The 25,633-nt window shown below is 27.2% G+C and carries 12 protein-coding genes and 1 pseudogene; 6 read left to right on the top strand and 7 right to left on the bottom strand.

Translation table 4 applies throughout. The features are described from left to right. Window positions 1–11: 11 nt before the first annotated feature. The gene (locus ACR82Z_RS02515) at window positions 12–6,677 is read right to left on the bottom strand and encodes a beta-N-acetylglucosaminidase domain-containing protein (RefSeq protein ID WP_435128321.1); all 6,666 of its coding nucleotides are present in this window, start codon (window positions 6,675–6,677) and stop codon (window positions 12–14) included. A gap of 229 nt (window positions 6,678–6,906) precedes the next feature. Here ACR82Z_RS02515 and ACR82Z_RS02510 point away from each other — a divergent pair, with 229 nt between their 5' ends. Then, window positions 6,907–7,611, top strand: a complete 705-nt coding sequence (locus ACR82Z_RS02510; protein WP_435128319.1) for a DNA cytosine methyltransferase — start codon at window positions 6,907–6,909, stop codon at window positions 7,609–7,611. 23 nt (window positions 7,612–7,634) lie between these two features. On the opposite strand, the gene ACR82Z_RS02505 is transcribed toward ACR82Z_RS02510, so the two are convergent. Next, window positions 7,635–8,960 carry an IS1634 family transposase gene (locus ACR82Z_RS02505; protein ID WP_435128316.1) on the bottom strand — a complete coding sequence of 442 codons (1,326 nt, stop codon included), beginning with the start codon at window positions 8,958–8,960 and terminating at the stop codon, window positions 7,635–7,637. A 470-nt stretch (window positions 8,961–9,430) separates the two neighbouring features. Here ACR82Z_RS02505 and ACR82Z_RS02500 point away from each other — a divergent pair, with 470 nt between their 5' ends. From ACR82Z_RS02500 to ACR82Z_RS02480, 5 genes are all read left to right on the top strand, one after another. After that, entirely contained in the window at window positions 9,431–9,685 is a 255-nt protein-coding gene (locus ACR82Z_RS02500) for a hypothetical protein (protein WP_435128313.1), read from the top strand. 76 nt (window positions 9,686–9,761) lie between these two features. Then, complete coding sequence (locus ACR82Z_RS02495; protein WP_435128310.1) at window positions 9,762–10,649, top strand: IS3 family transposase; 888 nt, start codon at window positions 9,762–9,764, stop codon at window positions 10,647–10,649. Window positions 10,650–10,816: 167 nt separating this feature from the next. Next, window positions 10,817–11,344 carry a DNA cytosine methyltransferase gene (locus ACR82Z_RS02490; RefSeq protein ID WP_435128307.1) on the top strand — a complete coding sequence of 176 codons (528 nt, stop codon included), beginning with the start codon at window positions 10,817–10,819 and terminating at the stop codon, window positions 11,342–11,344. Beyond that, window positions 11,328–12,035: a DNA-methyltransferase gene (locus tag ACR82Z_RS02485; RefSeq protein WP_435128304.1), complete on the top strand. Its 708-nt coding sequence runs from the start codon at window positions 11,328–11,330 to the stop codon at window positions 12,033–12,035. The genes ACR82Z_RS02490 and ACR82Z_RS02485 overlap by 17 nt, the downstream gene beginning before the upstream one ends. A 46-nt stretch (window positions 12,036–12,081) precedes the next feature. After that, the gene (locus ACR82Z_RS02480; RefSeq protein ID WP_435128301.1) at window positions 12,082–13,281 is read left to right on the top strand and encodes a hypothetical protein; all 1,200 of its coding nucleotides are present in this window, start codon (window positions 12,082–12,084) and stop codon (window positions 13,279–13,281) included. 30 nt (window positions 13,282–13,311) lie between these two features. On the opposite strand, the gene ACR82Z_RS02475 is transcribed toward ACR82Z_RS02480, so the two are convergent. The 5 genes and pseudogenes from ACR82Z_RS02475 to ACR82Z_RS02455 form a co-directional block, all read right to left on the bottom strand. Continuing rightward, window positions 13,312–14,406, bottom strand: a complete 1,095-nt coding sequence (locus tag ACR82Z_RS02475) for a hypothetical protein (RefSeq protein WP_435128298.1) — start codon at window positions 14,404–14,406, stop codon at window positions 13,312–13,314. Window positions 14,407–14,615: 209 nt separating this feature from the next. Beyond that, a pseudogene (locus ACR82Z_RS02470) lies at window positions 14,616–15,597 on the bottom strand (IS256 family transposase). Beyond that, on the bottom strand, window positions 15,530–15,793 hold the full coding sequence (locus tag ACR82Z_RS02465; RefSeq protein WP_435128295.1) for a transposase: 264 nt from the start codon (window positions 15,791–15,793) through the stop codon (window positions 15,530–15,532). Before ACR82Z_RS02465 ends, ACR82Z_RS02470 begins: the two are co-directional and overlap by 68 nt. A 115-nt stretch (window positions 15,794–15,908) precedes the next feature. Next, on the bottom strand, window positions 15,909–20,732 hold the full coding sequence (locus ACR82Z_RS02460; protein WP_435128292.1) for a beta-N-acetylglucosaminidase domain-containing protein: 4,824 nt from the start codon (window positions 20,730–20,732) through the stop codon (window positions 15,909–15,911). Further along, a complete protein-coding gene (locus ACR82Z_RS02455) occupies window positions 20,732–25,567 on the bottom strand; it encodes an MGA_1079 family surface serine endopeptidase (RefSeq protein WP_435128289.1) in 4,836 nt (1,611 codons plus the stop codon). The genes ACR82Z_RS02460 and ACR82Z_RS02455 overlap by 1 nt, the downstream gene beginning before the upstream one ends. Window positions 25,568–25,633: the final 66 nt, after the last annotated feature.

Genomic DNA, 25,633 nt, shown 5'->3' with positions numbered 1-25,633 from the left:
CTACTTAGAGATTATTTCTTACGCTTTTTCATAAATCACCATACAAAGATTCCAACAATACTTAAAACAACTAATGAAGCAACAACAGCACCTATAATAGCACCGCTATTACTTGATTTACCAACAGGTTTTTTATTTTCTTCTTCTTTTGCTTTATCTTTTTGCGCTTGTTCTTGCTCATTTTTTGTTTTTAGATCATTTTCAAACTTTGTAAGTTCTGCTTTAAAGTCGCTAAGTGATTGTAAGGTTTTGGTAAGATTTTGATATTTAGTTTTCAAATCTTGAGCTTGTGCATTATTTGCAGGAAGTTTTGCAAGCATATCTTGCACTTGTTTATCAAGAGTATCGAGTTCTTTTTGCTCTTTTTCAGCTTGTGCATCACGATCTTGTTTTTCTTGGGCTAATTGTTTATTAATTGCATCTTTAACTGCTTTAAAATCATTAATATCAGTGATTGAATTAATTTTGAAATTAAAGGCTTCTTGTTTTTTTGTGTCAGTTACTTGTTTATTTAAATCAACTACTTCTGCCTTAGCAGCATCGAATGCTTTTTGGTTTTGAACTTCAAGATCATAAGCATTATTTGCATCGGCTGTAACAGTATTAAACTCTGAAACTTCCTTAGCAGTTTCTAGTTGCTGAATTAGATTATTACGTGTATTAACATCTTTAATTTTAGCTACGGCTTCAGTAGCATCTGCATAAGCTTTTGCTCGTTTATCAGCTAGTTGTTTAGCTAAATTACTACGGATTTGTTTGATAATGTTGCTAATATCATCTTTGGTTGCAGATGATATTTTGCTTGCAAAATCAGCTTTATCATCTAAATTAGCAAGCAATGAATTAGCAAGGGTTTTAGCAGCATCTAATTGATTATCTGAAATTACCAAACTTTCTTGTGCTAATTCCATACGAACTTGGGCATCTTTAATATCTTGTTCGCTAACACGGTTAATATCTTGTTGAGAGTTTTTAATTTGATTAAAGACTCTTAGATAGTTATCATATGAATCAGGGGTATAAAGATTATTAGTATTTTCAATTTGCTTTTGAGTAAGTTGTTCATAGTAGTAGATCAAACGATTACGTTCTGCAATTGATTTTTGAGTTAATGCTTTTAAATTAGTTAAAGCATTATTTACTTGATCTGCTGTTACATTAGGATTTGCAATAGTATAATGTTGCGAATCAACTAAGTCATTTAATACAGAAGCAAGTGAACTAAAGCGATGTTGGTAGCGATCGGTAAATGCATAGGTGTTATTTTCTAAATAATCATTGTATGCTTTTAGCATCTTAGAACGATTCGAAGCAACTAGTTCTGTGAATTTAGTTTTATATTCGTTATTTAAATCGCGGTATCCAAGTGGATCAAGATCATCAGTTGCTAACTTAGTATTAATTTGATCCACAATTGCTTTTAAAGCTTGATAAGATTCATTAGTATAGTTAATTTTATTTAAGGTTCCAAAATTATTAACATTAAGCAATGCTTGTTGATATGGAAGATCAGATTTTGCTAATGCATTTTTAGCAGTATCGTATGCACTTGAAAGATTAGTTACATCAGTAGCAGAAATATTACCTTTATTTTTAAGAGCATTTTGGATATTTGATAATGCTACATCATATTGAGCAAATGAATCTGGAGTATATAAAATATTATCAGTATTTGTTACAGGCTCTTTTATTTTGGTTTCCAAATCAGATGTATTAGTTGCTTTTGTGACAGCTGAATTTTTAATACTATCTGCCATTGCTTTAATTTCATTAACAGTTTGTTGGGTTAATAATTCATCAGTTGCAGCAGCAGTTGTAGCTAATGCTTTAACTTTATCATAACTTGCTTTGGTTGCATCGGTTCAACTATCATATTCAGCTGGATTGGTTTTGATAGTATCTAAATCAGTTTTAGATGTATCGGTAGTTTGATTTTTGAAGAATCCAATAATTTCAGCTATCTTAGGTTTATTAGTAGTTCATTTAATTTCAATTGATGTGATTGCTTTATTATTTTCTCTTGGTACTTTAAATTCAACTACATTATTAAATAAAGTTCCTAATTTAGTTTGTGTCGCATCAGCAGGTGTGTTAGAAGTATCAATGATATTTGCATATACTTCAGCATTTGAAGGAACGCCTTCGCTTACTATTCTTAGATCACGACGGTTGAAATAATCTTTTTCCACATATCATTTAATATTTCCGTTATCCGATTTAGGTTCATAATAACTATGGATGTCTGCATCTAACATCTTATCAGGTGTGGTATTTTGTGAAGTTTCTGAATATGATGTTCCAGTAAATCTTGGATCATTATCTGCTGCTACATATTCACCATCATTGACTAAAATTTGATTAAAGGTTAATTTACGATCTGCTGGATAATTTGCTTTAATAGTAAATTTAATGTATCTAGCTTTAGTATTTGCAGTTATATTAGATGAAGCTCAATATTTTACATCTGGATGGTTTTGATCATCTGTTGCATTATTAGTTTCACCTAATCTCGAATTTGAATCAGTATCAGCAGTAGAATCACCGATGGTTAACACATCGGTTCATGAAGAAGAAGAAGAATTAGTAGTAGCTACACTAACAACCAAATCTCTCGGATAGTCTTTGGTGTATTTATCAGCAAAAAGTTTTAATGATTTTAAAGTTACTTCGCGACCCAAATCAAAGATTAGATTATCATCTTTAACAGGTGGTTTAGCAAAAATAACTTTGCTATTATAATCTCCATCAAAAGCATTTTTTAAGGTTCCAAAATCAGCATTTAAGGTTCCTGAAACAAAACTTCCATATGGTTTATATTCCACAATATATGCTTTTAAATCTTTAAATTGCATTGATATAGCACTACTTGATGTTTCGGTTTTGGTATTCTTAATACGAACATAACGCATTTGTGTTGGGGATGCTAAAGTGTCGGATGTCATATCGGTTCAGATGTATCCATCAGTTGAGTATTGAGTTTTTAAGGCTGAATCTGGAGATGTTTCGATGTCTTTTTTAATAGTATCAACAGTATAAACATTTCCTAGATCTAATCCCACACTTTCATCTTTATTTAAATTAACAGCAGTTGCGGTTTGTGGTGTTGTTTTATTAAATAATTCAAAGGTATCACCATTTCTTTTGGTTAAGAAGTTATCATTTGATGCTGGATGTGATCCAAGATATTTATCAGTAGGTTGTTCGATTTCAGTATAACTGATGTCACGGATTCTTCAAGGAGCATCAATTGTTTTATTTGCCTTAATACGCACACCTGTAACAAGTCCTCAAGCAGAAGGGATTGATACTTGTTGGTTTTCAGATATGGATGTTAATTCAACTTTATTAGTCTCTGGTGTTTGATTATTTATCTTAGGAAGAATAATAAGATTTGGAACTAAACCATTTGGATCTTGTTTGATATTCAATGTAGATAGTTGCACCGGACGGGTGAATTCGATGTCAAAATAATCATTTGCTTGGATATTTTTATCACTAGCAGTATGATCGATAATTGCAACAGTTTCTGGATTTGAATCAAGAGCATTATTAAAACTACTTGAACTATCTGGTGTTAAGGTTGAAGAAATTGATAATTGTGGTTTAGCTTTATAATTTGGTCCATAAACAGCGATATCATTAATTCTTCATGAATGATTTGTAGTTGAATTTACTTTAAATCTAAAATCTTGTGCATTTGCATAACCACTGATTGCTAGGATATTAGAGTTATTATTATTAGTATTTAATGTAGTTGAACCAAATTGTTTTCATTGAGTAGAAGTACTAGTATCAGATGGATCTTTATACTCAACAGTGATTGATGATACGACATCGGTATTAGTAGTTCATCCTTGTTGTAGTTGGATTTCAGTTACAACTTGTTGTGTATTTAAAGAGAAACCTAAGGTTTTACCTTCAGAAATTCTATCATCATTTTGACCAAAAGTAGTTTGCGGGTTTGAAAATTGTAATTCAGTATTTTTCTTTCCATCTGATAAATTAGTAGTATTAGGATTTTTATTAATTAAAGTGGTATTGTTAGAATTATAATTTACATTAGAATATTTTTGTGGGTTTTGTGGGTTTGGACGAAATTCTAATAAACGCATCGATTTTGAACGACCATTACCAGTTTCTTGATCTACCAAACGCACTGCAATTACATTATCAATAGGAATAAAAGTAAAATCTTTTCCATATACATCATTATCTGTATAAGAAATATTAGTAGTAGTATGATTATTAGGTGAAATATATGATGTTATATCATTTCAATCACTAGAACCTGCTAATTGATATTGTAATTTTGAAGTTAGAAAATAATCTTGATTATTTGCTCAGAATCTTAGATGAACCCCTCATAATGTAGTTGGTTCACTAAACTTAGCACCGATGTAATCTCCAGTTTTTAGAGTAGATTGTGTTCCATCATGTGAATTTTGATAAATAATTTGGTTAGTATTAAATGGTTTAAAAGCATCTTGTAGGTTTGTAGAACCTGATGGATATTGCATATTAGTAATAAATGTAGTGGTATGTGTAGTTGGTTGCAAAGTATATCCATTAATTTTACTGTCTGCTCAGTTCATCAATACATCAGCAAGTGGTTGGATGTATTGAACAGCAGGTTCTACCTGGATTAATTGTCCAGATAACACTACTTTGTAATGATTACGAGCATAATAGATTACATCCTTAGCAGTTTGCACTAGTTGTACAAATTCATCCTTGTTATTATTTTTAAATTCAATAACGGCTTGTAATAATGAAGAAACCCCTTTAGTAAGTTGTTGGAATGATTGTAATCACGGTTTAATTTCAGTTAGCAGGTGCGGTATATCTTTTGATGTTAATAAAGTATTTAAAGAATCTGAAATAGTTTGAAAAGGTTGAATCAGTGGATTTACATCTGTTGCACTAACAGTATCATTATTTAGTTTTTGAACTAATGTATTTATAGGTGATTGAATATTTGCTGATTCATCTAAATCTGGTTCTGGACTAAATACTTGTCCTTTGTTAATAAGGTGTTTAGCTACTTCTTTATATGCTAATGAAACTGGTGAATCTTGCTCTGAGTTATTGATTGAGTGTTTATATGCAGCAGATAATACCTTATTAATTTCATCATCAGTTTTTCATTTTTTTCATCCATAGTTTGCTCCACCAAACATTGCAATTTTTGAAGCTTGTTCATATGGAGATGCATTTAAAAATAAACCTGTAAATTTAGTAGTATCTGGATTTGGTTTTAAAAATGCTTTATAACCACCTAATATTAATTTAGATTGTGTAGTTTCTGTATACGGTCAATTAACTCAAAGAATTGGACTGTTAAGTGTATATGACTTAGATGAATCAGAAGAATTGGTATGATTAACATATGAATTAGTAAATGTATCATCTACAGTTCTTTCACTTCCACCACCCATAATTACTTGAACTTCTGTTGGGAAGTCTTTAAAATATTCTTCTCCAGTTCCAGAATATTCATTAACTAAATACGGAAGAGTAACTTTTAAATCTGAATAAACTTGTTTTTCTAATTTCAATCAAGCAACTAAATCACTTAGCAATTTCTTTTGCTGTGTTTGACTATCGTTGTTTTCTGGTGTTGCTACAGCACCAGATGCAGCTTGCCCTGAACTGTTTTCAGAAGCATTGTCTGTTGCTTGTGCAGCAGGAGCAGGACTAAGAGTATTAGTACTTTGGGTGCTTTCAAACGGTTTATTAGGTCCATCGGCAACTAATCCAACTTGACGTACACCAGCATCGATAACTTGTTTAAATTTAGCTTTAAGTTTTTCAAATTTCTCTGCATAGTTTGCTTTGGTAAATGCATCAGTTCCTACAAAAGGATTTAATGTATAAATAAAACTTACCTTTGTTGCAACTGATGTAGATGCTAAATCCTTAATTTTGGTTAATTCATCTTCTGTGTTTAATGTAGATCATTGAGTATTTATTTTTAAATCATCCTTGGGTGCATAAAAGTATGCATTAAGTTTATAGTAACTTCCTCACTTCATATAATCTTTAGAAGCATCTAATGATCATCCATCACCATAGTATCCTTGGATAACTCCACGGGTTGCTACATCAGCTCAGTCCTTAATTTCAAAGTCTCTGATTTTGCTTCCATCAAGTTGTTTAAAGATATGTCACAAGGTGGTAGCACCATCAAAGGCTGCTTCGGTATTTTTAGCAACTAATGTAATGTAATTAGTGGTATAGTTGCTATCTTTTACTGATTTGGTATCTAATTGATATGATTCAATTTTTGAATCTAATACACTATCAAAGGTGATTCCAAGTGATTTAACTTGGTTATCAACTAAGGTATCAGAATCATTTCTGATTCCTACTAAAATATTTGTCTTACCAGGGATAACCCTACGAGTTTGGCTATAAGTAAGATTTTTAAGTTTTAAAACTTCCTTGAAGCGATTTATGGTTGCATTATCAACACCGTCTTCAAAAACGATATTTACATCATTAGAGATTAAAAAATCTGAATTTTGATATGTAATGCTTTGCACTTCAGGGTAAATTTCATATGTAGTATTATTTGATGTTACTGGTGAACCAGCTGACACACCAACTGAGATACTTGCTATCAAACCGACACTACCGGCTGCTGCAAGTAAAGTTTTAACTTTCTTTTTTAAATTCATATTACCTCGAATAAATATTAAAGGTATATAAATATATTGAAACTATATATAAGTAAAATTATTCAACTTATATATATATATATATACGGTGTAATTATACCAATTTCGAAAAAATATCTATATTTAGTAGCAAAATATTTATCATAAAAAATGATAAATTTTATGCAATTTATCTTATTTATAAGAATCAATGATTAAAATAAGATATAATTAAAAATAAAGGAAAAAAATGAAGTATAGAATCTTAGATTTATTTTGTGGAGCAGGTGGATTTTCATCGGGATTTGAACAAAATACTAATTTTAAAACATTAATAGCAGTAGATTTTGATCAAAATGCTACTAATACTTTTAAAAATAATTTTCCTGATTCAGAAGTTATTTGTGGTGATATATCTAATATAGATATCAAAAAACAGATAATCAAAAAATCAAAAGATGTTAATATTAATATGATTATTGGTGGCCCTCCATGTCAAGGATATAGTCTCAAAGGAAAAAAAATAGGATTTGATGATCAAAGAAATTTCTTATTTTTAGAATATTTTGATATTGTAAAAAATATAAGTCCTCAGATTTTCATCATTGAAAATGTAAAAAATCTACTGAATGCACAAAAAGGATATTTTATTAAGCAAATTTATCAAATGTTTACAGATTTAGGTTATAAAGTTTCTTATGGAGTTTTAAATGCAAAGAACTTTGGGATTCCACAAAATCGTGAACGTGCTATTATTATCGGATGCAAAGATAAAGAGATTTTGCTTCCTAAATCTAATATTGATAAACATATAAGTGTTTATGATGCTATTTCTGATTTAAATTTTCTGTGTTCTGGTGAAGGTAGTTTTCAAAGCGAGTATCTATATAATCCACTAAGTAGTTACCAAAAAAATCTAAGAGGAGATAAGTTATACCTGAATTTCCCACTTTAATGTATTAAAAAATCGTTTAAGCCTTAAACATAGGCGAAAACGAATTTTTTAATAATTTTTCTTACTGTTTCACAGTAATCATTAAAAAAGTGTTCAACCTTCTTCGAAATTAAATCCTGTAATTTTCGTTTCTTATACTTTCTATAACTTCATTTGTGTATATATCAACTTTGTTTGAAATCGAGAACATTAGAAATAAGATTTATTAATTTTTTTCTTCTGTTATTTCATATGAAATACCTGTTTTCATATGAAATTCTTTGAAAAGATAAACAAGAAATTTCAATATTACTAATGATGCAAAACATATTAACATATGTCCGATGATATGTTCTTCAACTCAAACATAAACAGTGTCTTATTTCTAAATAAGTCTTTAAACTTCTAAAATTTTCTTCAATTTTTCATTGATTTTTATAAATATTCATTATTTTATCTACTTTTTCATCCATTAAGTTAGTTTCATAAACATAAATTCCATCAAATTCTTTATGTCTGTTTACTTTATCTACATCAAGTTCAAACTTTAGATTTGATACTTGTCTGAAAAACTGACATTTATAACTTGAAATCATTTTACTTGAGTCCATATACCCATTTTTATCAAGTTTCTTTTGAAAATCTTCTATCATCTTGTCTCGGTCGACTTTATCTTTTTTAAATCTTTTTATACTATATGTAATGATTTTTCGACGAAGATGTCCATTAGGTCGTTTTTTATGAAAAGTTGAAATTGCTATTTCTTCTTTATAAACAACATCATTATTTAGTTGTATATATCCACTTTTTTCTAATAATAATTCTTTGAATTTTTTTACCCCTTTTCTTGCTCGATACGAGATAACAAACTTAAATCCTTTTTGTTCCAAAAATCTAATGTTAGAATTAATACTCATTCCACGATCAATGACAACAGTTAAATCATTAACATTATAAGTTTTTTGAACTTCTAAAAATAAAAGGGATAAATGTTCTAGGATCATTTGTATTTCCACGATATATTTTTGATGTGATATGGTATTCCATTTCGATCATAAGCTAAAACCTATAACTATTTGATCTTCTTTAAAATTTACCATCCTTAGAATAACCATTTTTCTTGTAACCTTTTCTTTTAAAGGTTTCAAAATAAACAGTTGTTGAATCAAAATAAATTTCACTCTCGCTTCTATTTGTTTTTTTAAAACCATTTCGTTTAATTTTTGTAAGAGTGTATTTTGGTTTTCTGCAACAAAATCTAAGGTTCTATAGAATGTATTTTTTGAAACTTCCTGACTTTCTATATATTCTTTTTGAGAAATAAAACTTCGTAAAATACTTGATGGTTCGGTAATTCTACGAGAAATCAAATAATAGAAAACATATTTAAGTTTTTATGCTTTTCTTGCTGTGACATACAGTTAAATATATTGTATTCATCTATCAATTCGTATATTAATTTATTTCCCATTTTGATATTCACACCTTTAATTTGGTTTTCTCTAAGCGAACTTAGCAATGCAGTCTTTACAAAATCAGGATTATCATTTTTTGAAAATTGCTTTACTCTTCTTTTAGTATATTCATTGCATCCTTGTTAATTTTTTCAAGCTCGCTTATCATTCCCAGACTAAATCATCGCACATAATTTCTATCACCTTCCCCTTTGTATCAACCTACATACTTATAGGTGATACCTTTTTTATTTCCTGATACATTAAAAACTAAAGTAGGACAAAAAGATTAACAATTAATTCTGTTAATTTTTTTGTTTTATTAATAGGATTAACCAACACCCCTAGGGGTGTCCGCATTCAAAAATATTAAAGAAAGGAAAGCAATGTCAAGGCGTTTTAAGAAGGAAGAATTTGATAAAATTTTTGAAATTTATTCAAGTGAAGGAACCGAAAAAGCTTTATATTTTTATGAAAGAAATCAGTCAAAATTAATCTTTATTAAATCAACAAGTTTAAGAAATAGATTGAAAAAAATTGTTTCATATTATAATTTAAATATGGAAAATCAATTATTAACCAAAAAGTGGTTCCTAAAGAAAACCAGGTTCTGGAAGACCGAAGAAAGACAAGAAATCTAAGGTTCCAAATTTTGAAAAATTTACCAGACAAGATCCAATAATTATCGCGACTCGATACTATGAAATCGCAGAAAAAATGGATAAGAATCAAAAGAAAAATGAGTCTCATGAATTAGAAGACTTATCACAAACTAAGACAGCAGAAATATTAGATGCAACTAGACAAACTATCTCAAAATGAAAAACAAATTCAATAAGCAAAAAGGAAGAAAAATACGAGCAATACAGAGAAATAATCCTGAAAGTTTTTTACGAAAACAAGCAAGTTTATGGTCGTGTAAAAATGTCTATAGTATTAAGAGAAAAATACGGAATATACATAAATTACAGGACTTTAGGAAGAATAATGAAATATTTAAATATAAAATCTTTTGTTCGTAATAAGAAAAAGTTCGTGAAAAGAAGAATACAAATTTTCAAAAAAGAAGATCTAGTTAAAAGAGATTTTAATGATAAAGATTCTGGAGGAATCATCGCTACTGATGTAACATATATCCCTGCTCCTGCTGACTCTAAAACCTTTCCAAAAACCATATATTCTTATCTGCAATTATTGAACATAAAACTAAAAGAATTTTTAGGATATTCAATATCCACCAAAAATGATTTAAAACTTGTTATCGATAACTTTAAAAACATTAAAGATTTTAATCGTGATTCTTTTATAATCCATTCGGATCATGGATATCAATATACTTCAAAATACTATATTGATATGATAGAAAGAAAGAATGGAAAAGTATCATTTTCAAGAGTTGGTAATTCTTTGGATAATAGAGAAATCGAGTATTGATTTTCTTGCTTAAAATCAGAATGACTAAAAAGGTTGATTATTCAAAAAATTACTTTCGATGAATTAAAAAAACTAATACACCAATACATAATTTGATATAATACAAAACGAATTCAATCTGTTTTAGATTGAAAATCACCTCAACAATATCTTGAGATGATACAATGTTAATTTTCTGTTAATTTTTATGTCCTTGTTTAAACTTTTAATTCATTTTTCATAATAAAATTATAACATAACAGTAAGAAAACATAAGAAAAAAATAAAATAATTTTCAAGTTTCTCTTATATATTTATATATAAGAGAGTTAAATAATCAAATAAAAAATCCCACTTAAGTGGGAAATGCAGGTGTTTATGATGCTATTTCTGATTTAAATTTTCTGTGTTCTGGTGAAGGTAGTTTTCAAAGCGAGTATCTATATAATCCACTAAGTAGTTACCAAAAAAATCTAAGAGGAGATAAGTTGTATAATCATGTTGCAACCAAACATTCAAAAATCGCTTTAGAAAAACTTGCTATGATACCAGAGCAAGGAGATAAAAGTTTTTTACCTAAACACCTATGAGGTAAACAACAATTCAACACTACATGAGCAAGATTGAAATGAGATGATGTATCCCCCACAATTGATACACGTTTTGATACTCCATCAAATGGAAGAAATTCACATCCGGTATTAAATCGCGCTATTACCCCAAGGGAAGCAGCTAGAATCCAAAGTTTTCCTGATACTTTTATTTTTTATGGCCCTAAAACAAGTATCTGTAGACAAATAGGTAATGCAGTTCCACCGATACTTGCTAAAGCGATAGCAGATCATATTGATTTAGAAATGGAAGAAATTAATGCAAGAAAAAATTAGAATCTATCATGCTGATGCATATGAGATGATAAATCAACTTAAAAAAGATAATATTAAAGTTAATCACATTATCTGTGATCCACCTTATAATATTTCAACAAAACATAATCTTAATACCTTGAATAACCCACGACAAGGGGTATATTTTGGATCATGAGATATCGATTTTGATTTGTTTTCTTGGATTAAACCTTATTCAAAGCTAATTGATAAAAATGGATGTTTTATTGTTTTTTGTTCGTATAAATATATAAGTTTCATTATTAAAGAATTAGAAGAGGTAGGATTTATAACTAATGATGTTTTAATTTGACAAAAGAATAACCCGATGCCCAGAAATATTAAACGTCGCTATGTTCAAGATATGGAATTTGCCATCTGAGCCGTCAAAAAAGGTGCAAAATGGGTTTTTAATAAACCTAATGATAAAGTGTATTTAAGATCCTTGTTTTCTTTCCCAATTGTATCAGGGAAAGAAAGAAGTAAACACCCGACTCAAAAAAGTTTAGCATTGATGAAGCAAATTATAAATATTCATACAAATATAGATGATGTTATTTTAGATCCATTTATGGGGAGTGGTAGTACTGGAGTTGCAGCGATAAAAAATAATAGAAAATTTATTGGTATAGAAATTGATGAAAAATATTATAAGATAGCAGAAAAGAGATTATTTGATGATAAAAGTTAGCAAGTTATTGGATCAAAATATTCATCCTTTTTTATATGGGATGTTAATGAGTAGAATTTTAATTTCAAAAGATAATAAATACTTTGCTGCTGTTAGTTCTTATCAAGAATCTAAGAAAGTTAATTCGTCAAAGCAAGAATTTTTAATGTATTCTAATCAATATTTACAATTTATTAAAAACCTAGATGCTAGATACAACTGAATTGATTATCATGAATATACACAAAACTATAAATATACTAATTTTTCTTTCAATGGAAAAGAAAAAGCTATTTTGTTAATACAAAACGATTTAGATTTAACTGAAAATAATTTTTTTAATCGCTTATATGCTAAGATTTTTCAAACATCAGATTTTAATGAAGGTGAAAGTATAACAGAACCTAAAAAATGATTTATTAGAGGATTTTTTGAAAGTAGAGGTAGCATAGATACATCGCTGAATTTTTTAAGTATTGATTTATTTTATAACAGTAAATTTCAACTCAATAAGATCAAATTATTAACTGATGTATTTAATATTCCGATATCAGTTTTAAACATAAATTTTAGACAACTACAAAAGCAGTTTGTTGAAAATATTAATCGACGAAACACACAATTAAGAATTAATTTAAAGTGATATATAAATCAAATCGGGATTATAAATAACTATAAATTTAAAATCATTTTAAGTAATTATTCGTTTGGTAAAGCTATAAAAATAGATGAATTAAATTTCATTGAATGTCAGTTGTCATATCAGAATAAACCTAATAAATTAAATTCTGTAATTGATTTCTTTATTTCACTAGTTTTAGATAAAGATCTTTCATCATATGATGTCAAAAAACTAAGAAATCAATTATTTAAAACAGAATCACTAGATATAAAAGTAAACCGTAACAGACAATTAGTATCTTACATTTTGTTAAATACTCCTGATGTTTGTTATGGGTGCATCAATCGATATCCACTTGAACATAGAACTTTTATGCATAAGAAAACAGGCAGAAATTATTTTGAAATTCATCATAATATTTCGCTTTCTAATAATCAGATGCTAGATAACATAGATAATCTGGTGAAATTATGTCCTGTTTATCACAGTTGCTTAAAGAAAAATGTCGGAACTGAGTTAGAACAAAAAAATATAATCGAAAGTATTCTTAAAAATGCTGAAAATTTAAAAGAATTTGCAATTAATTTCTTTGATACAAGCAATATAGACAAGGTAATCAACTACATTTATCAAAGCCTTTGCTAATGCATAAGACAATTACACAAAATCAACATCCTAGGATGTTGATTTTCTAGATTTTGAATTATTTTTCTTTGAAAAATATCTATAAGCAAAGTAGTAGGTAAATAAAATAGTTGGAGTGATTAACAGAGCAAGAATAATCGGTAAACCAATATTCAAGAAATTATTAGGTTTTTCTCTGATAATTTGGCTATTTACATCATCTAAAAGATTATTTCATTGTAATTCAGTATGTATATTAGCTTTTTTGTTTAAAAATTCTGATTTTTTATTTGAATCATTTACTTTATTGATTAGAGTAACTAAATCATTCATCATTTTATTGTCGGTATTTATTACCCTTTTAATAGCATCTATTATCCCGAGTAATTGTTCTGATGAATTTCTAGTTTTTACAATGTCATAATAAAGTTTTTTCTCATCCGAAAAAGTAATTTCTTTCACTAATTTATTTATACCATCTTTGTCTATTTTGCTTTTATAAACATCTAATTGTTTTAGTATCTTTTCGATATCATCATATTTTAAGGTATTATTTTTAATTTTATTATCAGTATCTTTTGATAAAGCATCCATTTGTTTTATTACATCATTTGAAAAAATATATTTATAGTTCGGATTGATAAATAACTTTTGCTGCAATGAATGAATTTGATTACTTTTATCTAGTGTAAATTTGTTAAACAAGTTATTTAGATAATTGATATTAATATCTCTTGCAGTTTGTGATGTATTCGGATCAGTTATTATTGCATCTTTAATTATAAATTCATTATTTAATTTTTTTGATAACTGCATTCAATTTGGTCACTGATTTTTTAAAATATCAATAAATTTATTTTTAATGCTGTTTTGATATTTTTGAATACTATTACCATTTTGGTTATATTTAAGTTGTTGATATTTATCGATAAATGTATTATTTAACTCTTTATACTCTTGTTCACTTGTATTTAAACTTAATTGTTGATTAATATTATCAACAACATCCTTAAGTTCATTTAAACTTTCTTTTGTATAAATATTGGTATTTAAATTTTTAAATTCCCTTAAATCTAAACGAACATTTTCTTGATTATAAATGGAGTTTTTTAAATTATTTTTTGCTTGATTATATAGATTGATCAAATCATTTGCTGCATTGACATTATAAAAATTCTTGTGTATTTTAATAAAATCTAAGTTATATCCTATAAAAAGGTAAGTAGTATATATAATAGCATCTTATCAGAAAAATTTAAAAATTTTTTTGAAAAACCCGCAAAATAAAGCGAACAAAAGTAATCTTTTGTTCTTTTGCTTTATATTTTGCAGGTTTTTCAATACCAAATCGAAGTTTAACCAATATTTCTAAATCCGTTTGTTGCTCTAAAACTTCTGTCAATATTTCAGTTATCAAAAATATGTGCTAAAAGCAGTGATAAACTTTCCGTACTAGGAAATGAAACTTTTCTTTTTAAAATCAATTTCATATTCGAGTTTAAGGATTCGATTGGATTTGTTGTATAAATAGATTTACGCTTTTCAGGTGGAAAATCAAAAAATGTTAATAAATTTTGCATTTGCAAAAGATATGAGACTTCTTTTTTGTAACCTTTTATAGTTCATTTTGATACAAAGTTTTCTAGTTCTTTTTGTGCTTCAATTATATTACTTCGTTTTGCAATCAACATAAAATCATTAGAAATTTCTTTACGATCAGAAACCCTTACTTTAGACACAATATTTCTTTGAATGTATACAAGACATCTTTGAGTCTTAGATTTTGGAAAAATTTCATTTACAACATTTTCTAAACCAGGTAAACCGTCAAAGACAAAAATTTCAACTTCTTCTACACCTTGTTCCTTGATTTTTAGTAATAATTCTCTAAAAATTCCTTTGTTTTCATTTGGACAAATTTCAAAGTTTAGCACTTGCTTATAACCATTTTCGTCAATTCCCATAACGATATTTATAGACTTCCTTTGCATAACTTCCTCGTTTGATGGAAAAGTAAGTAGAATCAAGAAAAATTGCTTGAAATTTCTTTGGTAGCTTTCTATTTTGGAATTCATCTACCTTTTCCTTTGTAGTAGTAAAGATATTAGAAATTGTTTGTCTTGACATTTTTATGTCTGTAGAATTCTCAATGAAATCAGTGATTTCTTTATAAGAACCACCTAGTTTGCAAAAGGACATTATCATCTGAGTAAGATCATCACTTCTTCGACTATATCTGGTAAATAATTTACTTTTAATTCTTCCTGCTCTATCTCTTGGAACATTTAGCAATGCTTTTCCAATAGGTGTATCTAGTCGCTCTTGTATAATAACCATTTCGTGTATTTTTCTTTTCATATTTAGAATTTTCAAATTCAAATTTTAAGTTCTCATCAAACTCTTCTTTTAAGATTGCATTCATTATATTAGTAATGATATCTCTTGAAAATTCTGCTACGAATTTAAACCCATTTTCTTTTATTTCATTAATCTTTTCTGAAATTAACAAATTTTTTGATATAATATCTGTCATGTGTTCTCCTTTGTTTTATTTCACATACAATTTTAAAGGAGTTTCACTCTTTTTTTAATATTTTTTAAAAATCTTTTTTTGTGAAGATAACTCAGTTATGAATACACAACTTTTTTTAAGGTCCCGCTGCATTTATTGATATATCAGTTTTATTATTAATAATATCCAAAATTTTATTATAGATAGTTAAATATTGCTCATATGATAAGTTTGTATATTGATGCTGGTTATTATCAACTTTATTAGAAATTAAAGTTGATAATTGGGTTAAATCCACTTTTGTATGAGCATTTGAAATAATATTATTAAGCTTCAAAATTATATAATTTATAGTATCTTGATTTAGATATTCTGAAGCATTTGCTAATTGTGCCTTAGCAAATGTTTCATCATATGCTTGCATATCTACATTAGTTCAATTTGGATAATTAACATCTTTTGCTGTAACTAATTTTTGTAATTTTGATTTATCAACATTGATTGGTGTATCAGGTTTATCAACAAAGACAATTTGAGCAATTTGTGGTATTAAATTGCTTCAATTTATCTTGAGTGAAATTATTTTATGATGTTCATCAATAGGTAAAATAAATCCGGTGCTATAAGCAAGTAAATTGCCTAAAATAACGGTATTTTTGGTTTTATTTTGCTCATCATAAATGGTTGCTGATACTTGTGCATTTTCAGGGGTTAAAGCAAAAATTTCAAGATTTTTGTTTGTGTATGTATCATAACTAAAATCGTATGTTAAGCTGCCATTTTCAGAAATTGGTTTATAAAAAGTATCTAAGTTTTGGTCAAGTAGATTTAAAACATCATAATCCTTATGTGAATCTATATTTGTCCCAGAAAAACCTTGGATATTATTATTTAAAATATTTTCACCATCATTAATAACTATTTCGTTAAAGTTTAATCCGCGATTTTCTGGATAGTTATCATTAATAAAGATTTTGATATATCGGGCATTTATATTTAATTTATCTACACCTCAATAACGATAATTTGGATATTTAGCATCATAGAACCCATAATCTGTATCAGATAACTTATTAAAGGTAAATTTAGTATCATAAGTTGGTGTTGAATAGATTGTAGTTCAATTTATATTATCATTTGACACTTGGATATCTGCATTTCTTAATCAGTTGATATTATTCAAATCTGAAAAGATTTTTATTGAATGTAAATTAATGTTTGAACCTAAATCATAGGTTAAAAAGTCACGTCTGCGTAAGTTTTTGCTAATTTTAACAACAGAATTAAAATCAGAATCAAAGGCAGCATTAATTTTGAAAGTATCAGTTGAATTATTGCTGATGTTTGTGTCAATTAATCTACCAAAAGGTTCTTGGTTTTGTGTGTAAATAACCATATGATTAAATGCTGCAGTTGCAATTTTATCGCTATTGTTAAATAAAATTATGTATCTAGTAGCAGTATTTGGTTTGTATTCAGTTCAATCAATACCATTAACAGATGTAAGCAAACTAATATCATTATTTTCAGATCAATATAAGTCAATATTTGCTATTTGATAATTTTTCTTTAAGTCAATTCCGATATAATCGCCCTTATTAAGTTGATAATTATGATTTTGACTTTGAGTATCTAAAGAAAATAATCTAAATGTTCCATTATATTCAGAAGTTGTAATATTATTAGAATTTTTTAATGATGTATATAAATACTGATCGGTATTATCACCATTAAATTCGACATCAAAAGATTTTATTTCTCAAAAACTCTGTGTATTTTGAGTTGATAAAACTTTGATTCCAGTCAAAATACCTGTATTTATAGGTAAATTTATTTTTGTTAAATCATCATTTAAAAAAACATTATCTAAAATATTAACAGTTTCACCATTTAAAATCCCTTGAACTTTAACATTCGAAAGTTTGTTATTAGGATTTTGTAAGATACTTATTGAAGCAACTTTATTTGGATATTTAAAATCTACTTTAAAACCTTGATTTGCATTTATATAACCGTTATTTGTAGCATTTGCTAAAACAGCTGAAGTAAATTCAGTTTTATCAGTAATAAAACCAATAGAATTGTTTTGATTTGAACTTCTAATATTTTCGCGACCTAAAATTCTAGTTCCTTCGAATCCTGGTGTTAAAACTTGTTTTTGATTTAGGTCATCATAACCTACGCTTAATCTAGAAATTCTTCATCAAGAATTATTAACAGTGGTGTTATTTACAAATCTAAATTTGTTAGTTATTGCATATCCGTGAGCGTGGATGTTAAATGAATTACCATAATTACTTTTTGAACCAAAAAGTTTTCATGAATGAGATGCATCATCGTAATATTCTATTTTAAAGTTACTTAGGCGATCTCTTCCGTTAGGTTGTCCTTGGATTAAATCGATTCTGGTTATTAATCTTTTTTCTGGAAGCATAAATACAACAGATTGATATTGTAAGAATGCCGATGTATTACTATGTGCCGAAAATGCTCAGTTGGTATTAAAATCATCATCCTTGATCGAATCGATGCTTCCTTCACGTTTTCATAAATCGCTTGATTCATCGGCTGTATCTTCGGTATAATCATTGTAATTGTTTTTATTTGTATCAAGTTGCTCTTGGTTAATTAATAAGTTTGTTATACCTAATCAAGCCTCTTCAGGGTTATTTCGGGTTGCCACAAGTCTTACAGCACTAACATTTTTGATATTTAAGTTATTTAACTGAATAGGTTCACTGCTATCATTAAATCTTTGATAAATTTGATTATTAACATCTGTTCAGATACCATTAATTGATCGATATTGTAATTTAGAATAAAAGAAATGATCGCGACCATCTTTCATTTGTATATAAATAGAATTTAAGGTTAATGGTTTAGAGAACTCAACCCCAAAATAGTCATTTTTATTAATTCTATTAGGGTTAGTAAATAACATTTGATCTTTGTTTTGTGGATCAAAAATATTTCCAGCACCAGTATTTGGAGTATCAGTTCGACTAGTTATAAATGTTTGTTGTACATCATTTATAGTTGTTTGGTGAAAATGAAGTTTTTGATTTTGGATATCATCTAAGGCAGATAAAAGATAATTTATAAAAGGTTGTAAAATTTTCGGACTAATCTGAGGATTAATAGTTGTTTGATTTACATTAATTTGATGTTTAGTATTTGCTTTAATAAGGTTTTTATGTGCTAAAAACAAGTTATTAGCAAACTGGTTATCTGAATTAGTTTTAAGATTAATTAATGCATTTAAAGCATTTATAATAGCATTATTTAAGTCGATAAATGCATTAATTCAAGGGGAAAAAGTTGTGATAAAAGAATTTTGAAAATAGTAATTCACAAGTTTATTTAAATTGTCATTTAAAGTATTAAAATAATTTTGTATACCTAAAACATCTTCAATATTGTATTTTTGAGAAGATAATAAACTTTGTAAATTTGTTAGTTTGTTTTCTATATCGGTATTATCGCTTCAATCCTTTATAAAGATATTAGAAACAAAATCTTTAAATAATTTGATAAGTTCTTTGTTTTCTAATTTATTACCGATGATATCATTAAAAGCAGTGTTATAAAGTTGTTTAAAATCAGCATTATCAGCATTTCACAAGTAGTTACTTAACATATATAAAGGAATTTGTGCATTTTCAAAAAATAATGATGGATTTAACAAAATCCCTTTAATATTTTTATATTTATCAATATTAGTTGTAAATCCACTGAGATCGAAGTTATTTTGAGCTGATGTAGAATTAAGAGAATTATTTAATAAAATAATATTTTTGTTATTTGTTAAATTACTAAGATTATCAATAAAATCTTTATCATATGAATCTTTTGTGGTGGTTATAATCTTAAAATTATTTGGAATAGTTGCAAAAAAGTTTGTTACATCACCTGCAGAATTTGCAACATTATTAGCAAAGTTATCGATGATATTAAGGTTATCAAGTAAGATATAAACATCTTTATTATCTATCTGCAACCCTTGATATCAATCGTTAAATCTACTAAAGAACTCTTGGTATATGTTTAAATTTATTTCACTGTTGTTATTGATAATAAAACCGAATTTAGTGATTTTATTAGCAATTAGTTGCTGTATTTTTGCTTTGAAGTTCTCAAAATCACTACTTAATGATTCACTAGTCATCTTATTGTTTTTAAATATATTGAAAACAAAAACAGGTTGTATGTTTGATTGTAAACTCTTATTAACAAAAGGAATTAAAAATTCATTAAGTTGTTTATCATCATATAATTGTTTTCAATCAGAATTAATGTATTGATCGTAATAATTACCATAAAAATACTTATTAAGTTTGTGCCTTTGAGCATAATCAAGGTATTTAAAGCGTTCATTATTGCTTCAGTTGTTATTTTCTGTAGCTTCAATAATTCCACGATCCTTGTAATCTGAATAATCTTTAATGATAAAACTTTCAATGGTGCGATTTTGTAGTTGTGTAAAGATTTGAATAAATGTTGCAGCTGCATAAAATTCTGATCCACGCTTAAAACCATAAGCAGCTATGATATTATCTCTACTTGTTAATAAATATGCATCATTTTTAAACTGAATATCATTGTTAAAATCAATATCATTTGCAATCAAGTTATCTACTAATTTATCAGAATTACCTGAATTTCCGATAAGAATATTAGTTTTGCCAACTTCAATTTGTTTGCTTAAGGAAACTTGATAATTCTTGGCTTTAAAAGAATTTTGCAATAAATCAATAGCACCATTAGAAATGTCATCTTCAACAACCAAGTTGATTTGGTTGTTTAAAACATAATTTTTGTATAAATAATTAATTTCTTTAACTTCTGGATCAATGTTATAACTAACATGCGATGTATGATTTTGTGTATACGAAGCAGAAACAAAAAATAAAGAAGAAAGTCCTAGAAATGGAAATAGTTTTTTAAATTTACGAATTTTCATTATTTCTCCTTTATTTGCTTCATAAACCAAGGCAAAGCATATTTGTTTGGATTCACTGCATTTGCACGAATAATTTGAGAAGCAAATGAGTGTTTGTTTTTAAGTTCAAATGGGTGTTCACCGTTTCAGTTAACTCCAAAATAGTTGTAATTTAATGCATCATAGTTTCAACTTACCGAGTAGAGAAAACCAACACCAGAATTTCATAAGGTAGCAAATGAATCATCACCGATATATCTACCAGTTCCGGATGCTCCAGCACCTGAGTAAAATGGAGCATAATTTTGTTGGTATCCAACATCCATCCCTAGTGTTGAATCAACATAGTATCGAGCCGGACGGTGATCTAATATAGTTGTTTGATTTGCTCTTGGATAACTAATTGATGCAACATCTTTTGTTACAGGTGAATTCATATTGTTATATTTTCAGGTGTAATCAATTTTTGCATTATTTAATTTAAATCAGTTTTCTAAATATAAGGCTAAATCAAATTTACCTTCGTTTCTTGCTTTTGCAATTTGTTTATTAATATCTACAATAATAATAGTAGCATCGAGTCGTTCAGGGGTACGATTAGTGTTTAATAGTGGATCACCATTATTGTTATATTGTTGAATCCCGATTCATATGGTGGTTGCTTCATTACCACCTGCACTTGTATAATCGGTTCATCCATAGCGACCTCGAGTTGCATATGTAACTTCCTGTAAAAATGGAGCAGATATTGTTATATCACTAGTTCTAAAGAATAAGTTTTTACCTGATATTAGCGAAAAATCTCAAATCCCGCTTGATTGGGCATGATGGTTAGTGATTACATAAAATCTTCCATCATTTGGATCGTTATTAACTTTACCGAGCATCGATGCAGTTGCAATTGCTCCTCCAGGACTATAAGCAATTGATCTACCAATAATTGCACGAACTAATTCACTGTATTTTCCATATTCTTTTAATCGAATTGATTCAAGTTGCATTTTATACCCATCATGAAATTTAAAGCTAACATTTTGGTTTGGATTATAGATATTATGATCAAAAAGATATTCAGGTTTGTTATAGAATAAATAAGGTTGATTAAAAGTATTAGCCATTATTTTTGAATAATCAAATGCATTAGTATTTCAATGAAAATCTTCAGTTTGTTGTGTTGAATCATATTTGACTTTTAAAGTAGCAGCACCATTAGCAAATAAAAACTTATATCCAGATAGCTCTTTTGTTACCGAAGATGTTGCATTTCTGGGATCAATTATAATTTTATTTGCTGGATTCTTGGTTCATAAGGCAAAATCGATATTATTATTATTATTTCAACTTGCTTGCACCATAAATGTAAATTTCTTTTTATTTTTAGTTACATCTACAGCAACATTTACAATTTGCTTTTCTTTAATTTCATCATAATCAAATTCAACATCAAAAGCAGGATTTTCTGTAATGCTAATATTATATCCATTTTGTATTATTGCTCCACCAATGAAACTAAGAATTAATTTCCGATTTGATGTGTTTTGTGTAAACATCGGATCAAGAATTTTGTGTTGTAGTGTTCAAAAAATTGTATTTGTCTCTTTGTTTATACTTCATAATGCATCTTTTCAATAAAGTTCAAGAACCCTTTCGCGATGAACACTATTAGGTGCATTATAAATTGTTCTTAATGAATTTGCATCATTATTTGAATAAACTGGATTTTGATGTGGGTTTGTTGGATTTTCTGTTTGAAAACCGTTTATTTTAAATCAACTTAATGATTTTACATGACCAGAAGCATTGCTTCCATCGAAAGTATTAACACCGAATCGGATATAAGCAGATGTTGCATCAATTGCTTGAATTTCATCGATTCTTATTTCTGTGGCTGGTAAATCAAAGTTGCGATAGGTTAAAATTTCGTTATTGCTTTTAATCTTGATAATTTGATTTAAATCATCTAGGTGTGATTGATAGTATGAAATATTGTGTTTTGCAAGTTCATCATTATCAACTGATATATCATCATAAGTAAGATTATTTAGCATTATTTGTGGATAATGCAGTTGTTGATAATCATTGACAAAGTTTATTAAGGTAAAAGTTTGATTTGGCGAATATCTGCGATCTTGATGTTGCTTATCAATAAAACCGATTCTAAAACTTAAACCTCTTTTTCCAACTAATTTAAAGTCATAATAATAAGTAAAATATCTATTTCTAATACGGTTGATATCATTATTACTAATCGGATATATAACAACATCTTTGTCATAATTACCTGTTCCAAATGGAATATATGTAGATAAATCCTTATTATCAGTTTTGTTTGCAGCACTTCCTGATTCAATTTTAAAGAAATAACTAGCTGCTAAAAAGTGTCTTTGTTGTATAAAATCTCTTGCATTGATAATGCTAAAATAATTACTTACATTACCATTACCTCATACTTGTCCATTGACTCTTACTTGCTGAATGTTGGTTTCATTTAAGTTATCGAAGATTCTGGCATCATTTGCATCAATTGCTTTATATCCGTCGAAATCTCTTTCTGTAAAATTGTCACCATTTTTGGGTTTTATATCAAAAAAGTCTTGTAGTTTAAAGTTAATCATATGAATCGGATTTGCATATAAATCACCTAAAAACTTAATTGGTGCTTCTTTACCATTGATTTTATATCATAAAATTAAATCAGCAGTTGCATTATAATTATCTACATTGATTACATCCTTGATAAAAATCTGATATTTACCAAATCTTGGTAAATCATAAACATCATCAAAAGCTTTTATTGCATCTGAAGCTAAATATTGTGCATGTGTATAATATGCATTAGGTTTAAATTTTAAGATGCTATAAAAGTATTCTTTGCTTCCTTTTAATATCTTTTGAATTTCTGCTAAATCCTTAGCATCTTGTTGAGATGTGGGTGCATTATCTTTAAGAAAATCAACAGAATTCAATGTTGGGATAATAGCAGTCTTAATGATTTGTTTATTAAAAAGTACATTAAATTTAAAGTATAGATGCTTGTCCTGATATTTTTGATAACTTTCTATATCAAAGTTAAAGAAGTTTTCAATCCCTTTGATTCTGGGTTTAAAAAACACCTTTTTATCAGTAAGTTTGATAAATTCATCCAAGGATAATTTTGATAATGATTCATAATTGACACTGTAAAATTGATCGAGATTGTTTAATATAATTTTGTTTATAAAAGGTTTAATATCATTAGAAAAAGGTATTTCTTTTTTAATTTCTGCTTTAATAAAACGATTGCTTTTTAAAAATACATTTAATGTAACTACAAGGATATTCGGATTGTTTTCTTTTAATTCTAAATTACTTACATCAAAATCAAAAACATCATCATCGCCTTCGTTTAAGAAGACACGATAGTTATTTAAGTTTATTGAACCTGAATGTAAATATTGATTAACATCATATCCATTTGGATCTTTAGCAAGCGAAACAGTGTTATGTTTTGCTATTTGTTCTAATAATAATGAAGATAAATTATCATATGTTTTATTTATATCTATATTTTTTTCATTAAACCTTTTTAAAGTGTAATAAAAATCATTTAATCTCAAAACATTTGTATCTATGTTTTCAATATCAAAGTCTTCTAAGGTATTTAATTCACTGTTATAAATTTTGCTAAATAATATCGCAGAATCAGATAAAAAGAGATCTAATAATTTTTTAGCATCTACATGTTTAGCAGAAATAGCATCATCGGTTTTTTGTAGTTCACTTTTAAGATTTGATAAAAGTGTGATAAATTGCAATGGATAATCTTTGAATTCATTAAATTCTTGCAAACTGTCTTTGCTATATGCTCGAGTTTTAAAATAGGTTTTTATTGATGTACTAAATTGATTATTTGCATTTATTTGCTGAATAAAATCTTTCTTTAGTTGAGCAAAATTACTTTCTTGTGCTTTTATTTCATTTGTTAAATATTGAAATTGTAAGGTATTAGCAAGGTTTTTCGATTGATCTAATAAAACATCTTTTTGTTTTGTTGTTAGAAATTTACTTGAATTTATTTTTTGACTTAATGCTTCAGCATATCTAATAATATCTTTTGAACGATAGTTATTTAAGATAATAAAGGATGTAATTAATTTGTTAACTTTTTCGACTTCATCTTTTAGTTCATTTAATGTAGCTAATGAATCAAAATCAGTATTCTTTAAAAGAAGATATTTATTAATAACTACTTTTATTACATCACTAAAAATAATGGAATTTTGTTTTCGAAATTCTTCTATTTCTTTGATCTGCTGATTAATATAATTAACAGTTGATAAAAATTGTTCATCTTGAGCATTGACAAATAAAGAATTAGATTTAGTTTTTAAATAATTGATTAAATTTGCATCAAATTTATAATCAATATTCATTGATTTAATTTCGTTGTGATAATTTTTTAATTTATCGTCTAATATCTTCTGTTTTCGTGTTAATTCATCGCTTAGAATTTGATTTAGTTGACTGAATTTTTGATTAAGAGAATTAAAATCCATACTTTTAGAATTTATAAAATTATTAATATTAAAATCAGATTGACTTATTTGTACTTCATTATTAAAACTATATTTACTTAAATTTTGTAAATTCTTATAATTGGAATTAAAAGTTTTTAAATTTTCATTGAGTTTATTTTGAAATTCATTATTTGAAAAAAGGTTAATATTTTTAGGTATTGATTCAAAAATTTGTTGTTTGATATTATTAAAAGAATCATTATTATTTTGATTAAAAATTTTAGTAATTTGCTTTCTTAATTCTGATTGAGCATTATCTTTATTAATTTTCTTAATTAAATTGTCTAAATCATGAAGCAAATTACTAAAATAATTTAAACAAGGACATAAAAATTAACAGAAAATTAACATTGTATCATCTCGGCA

Origin of the sequence: Mycoplasma sp. 6243 (assembly GCF_051200785.1) — a bacterium.
Taxonomy (GTDB): Bacteria; Bacillota_I; Bacilli_A; order Mycoplasmatales; family Metamycoplasmataceae; genus Mycoplasmopsis.
Note: the sequence above shows the minus strand (reverse complement) of the source record. Positions and strands in the feature narration are given on the sequence as shown.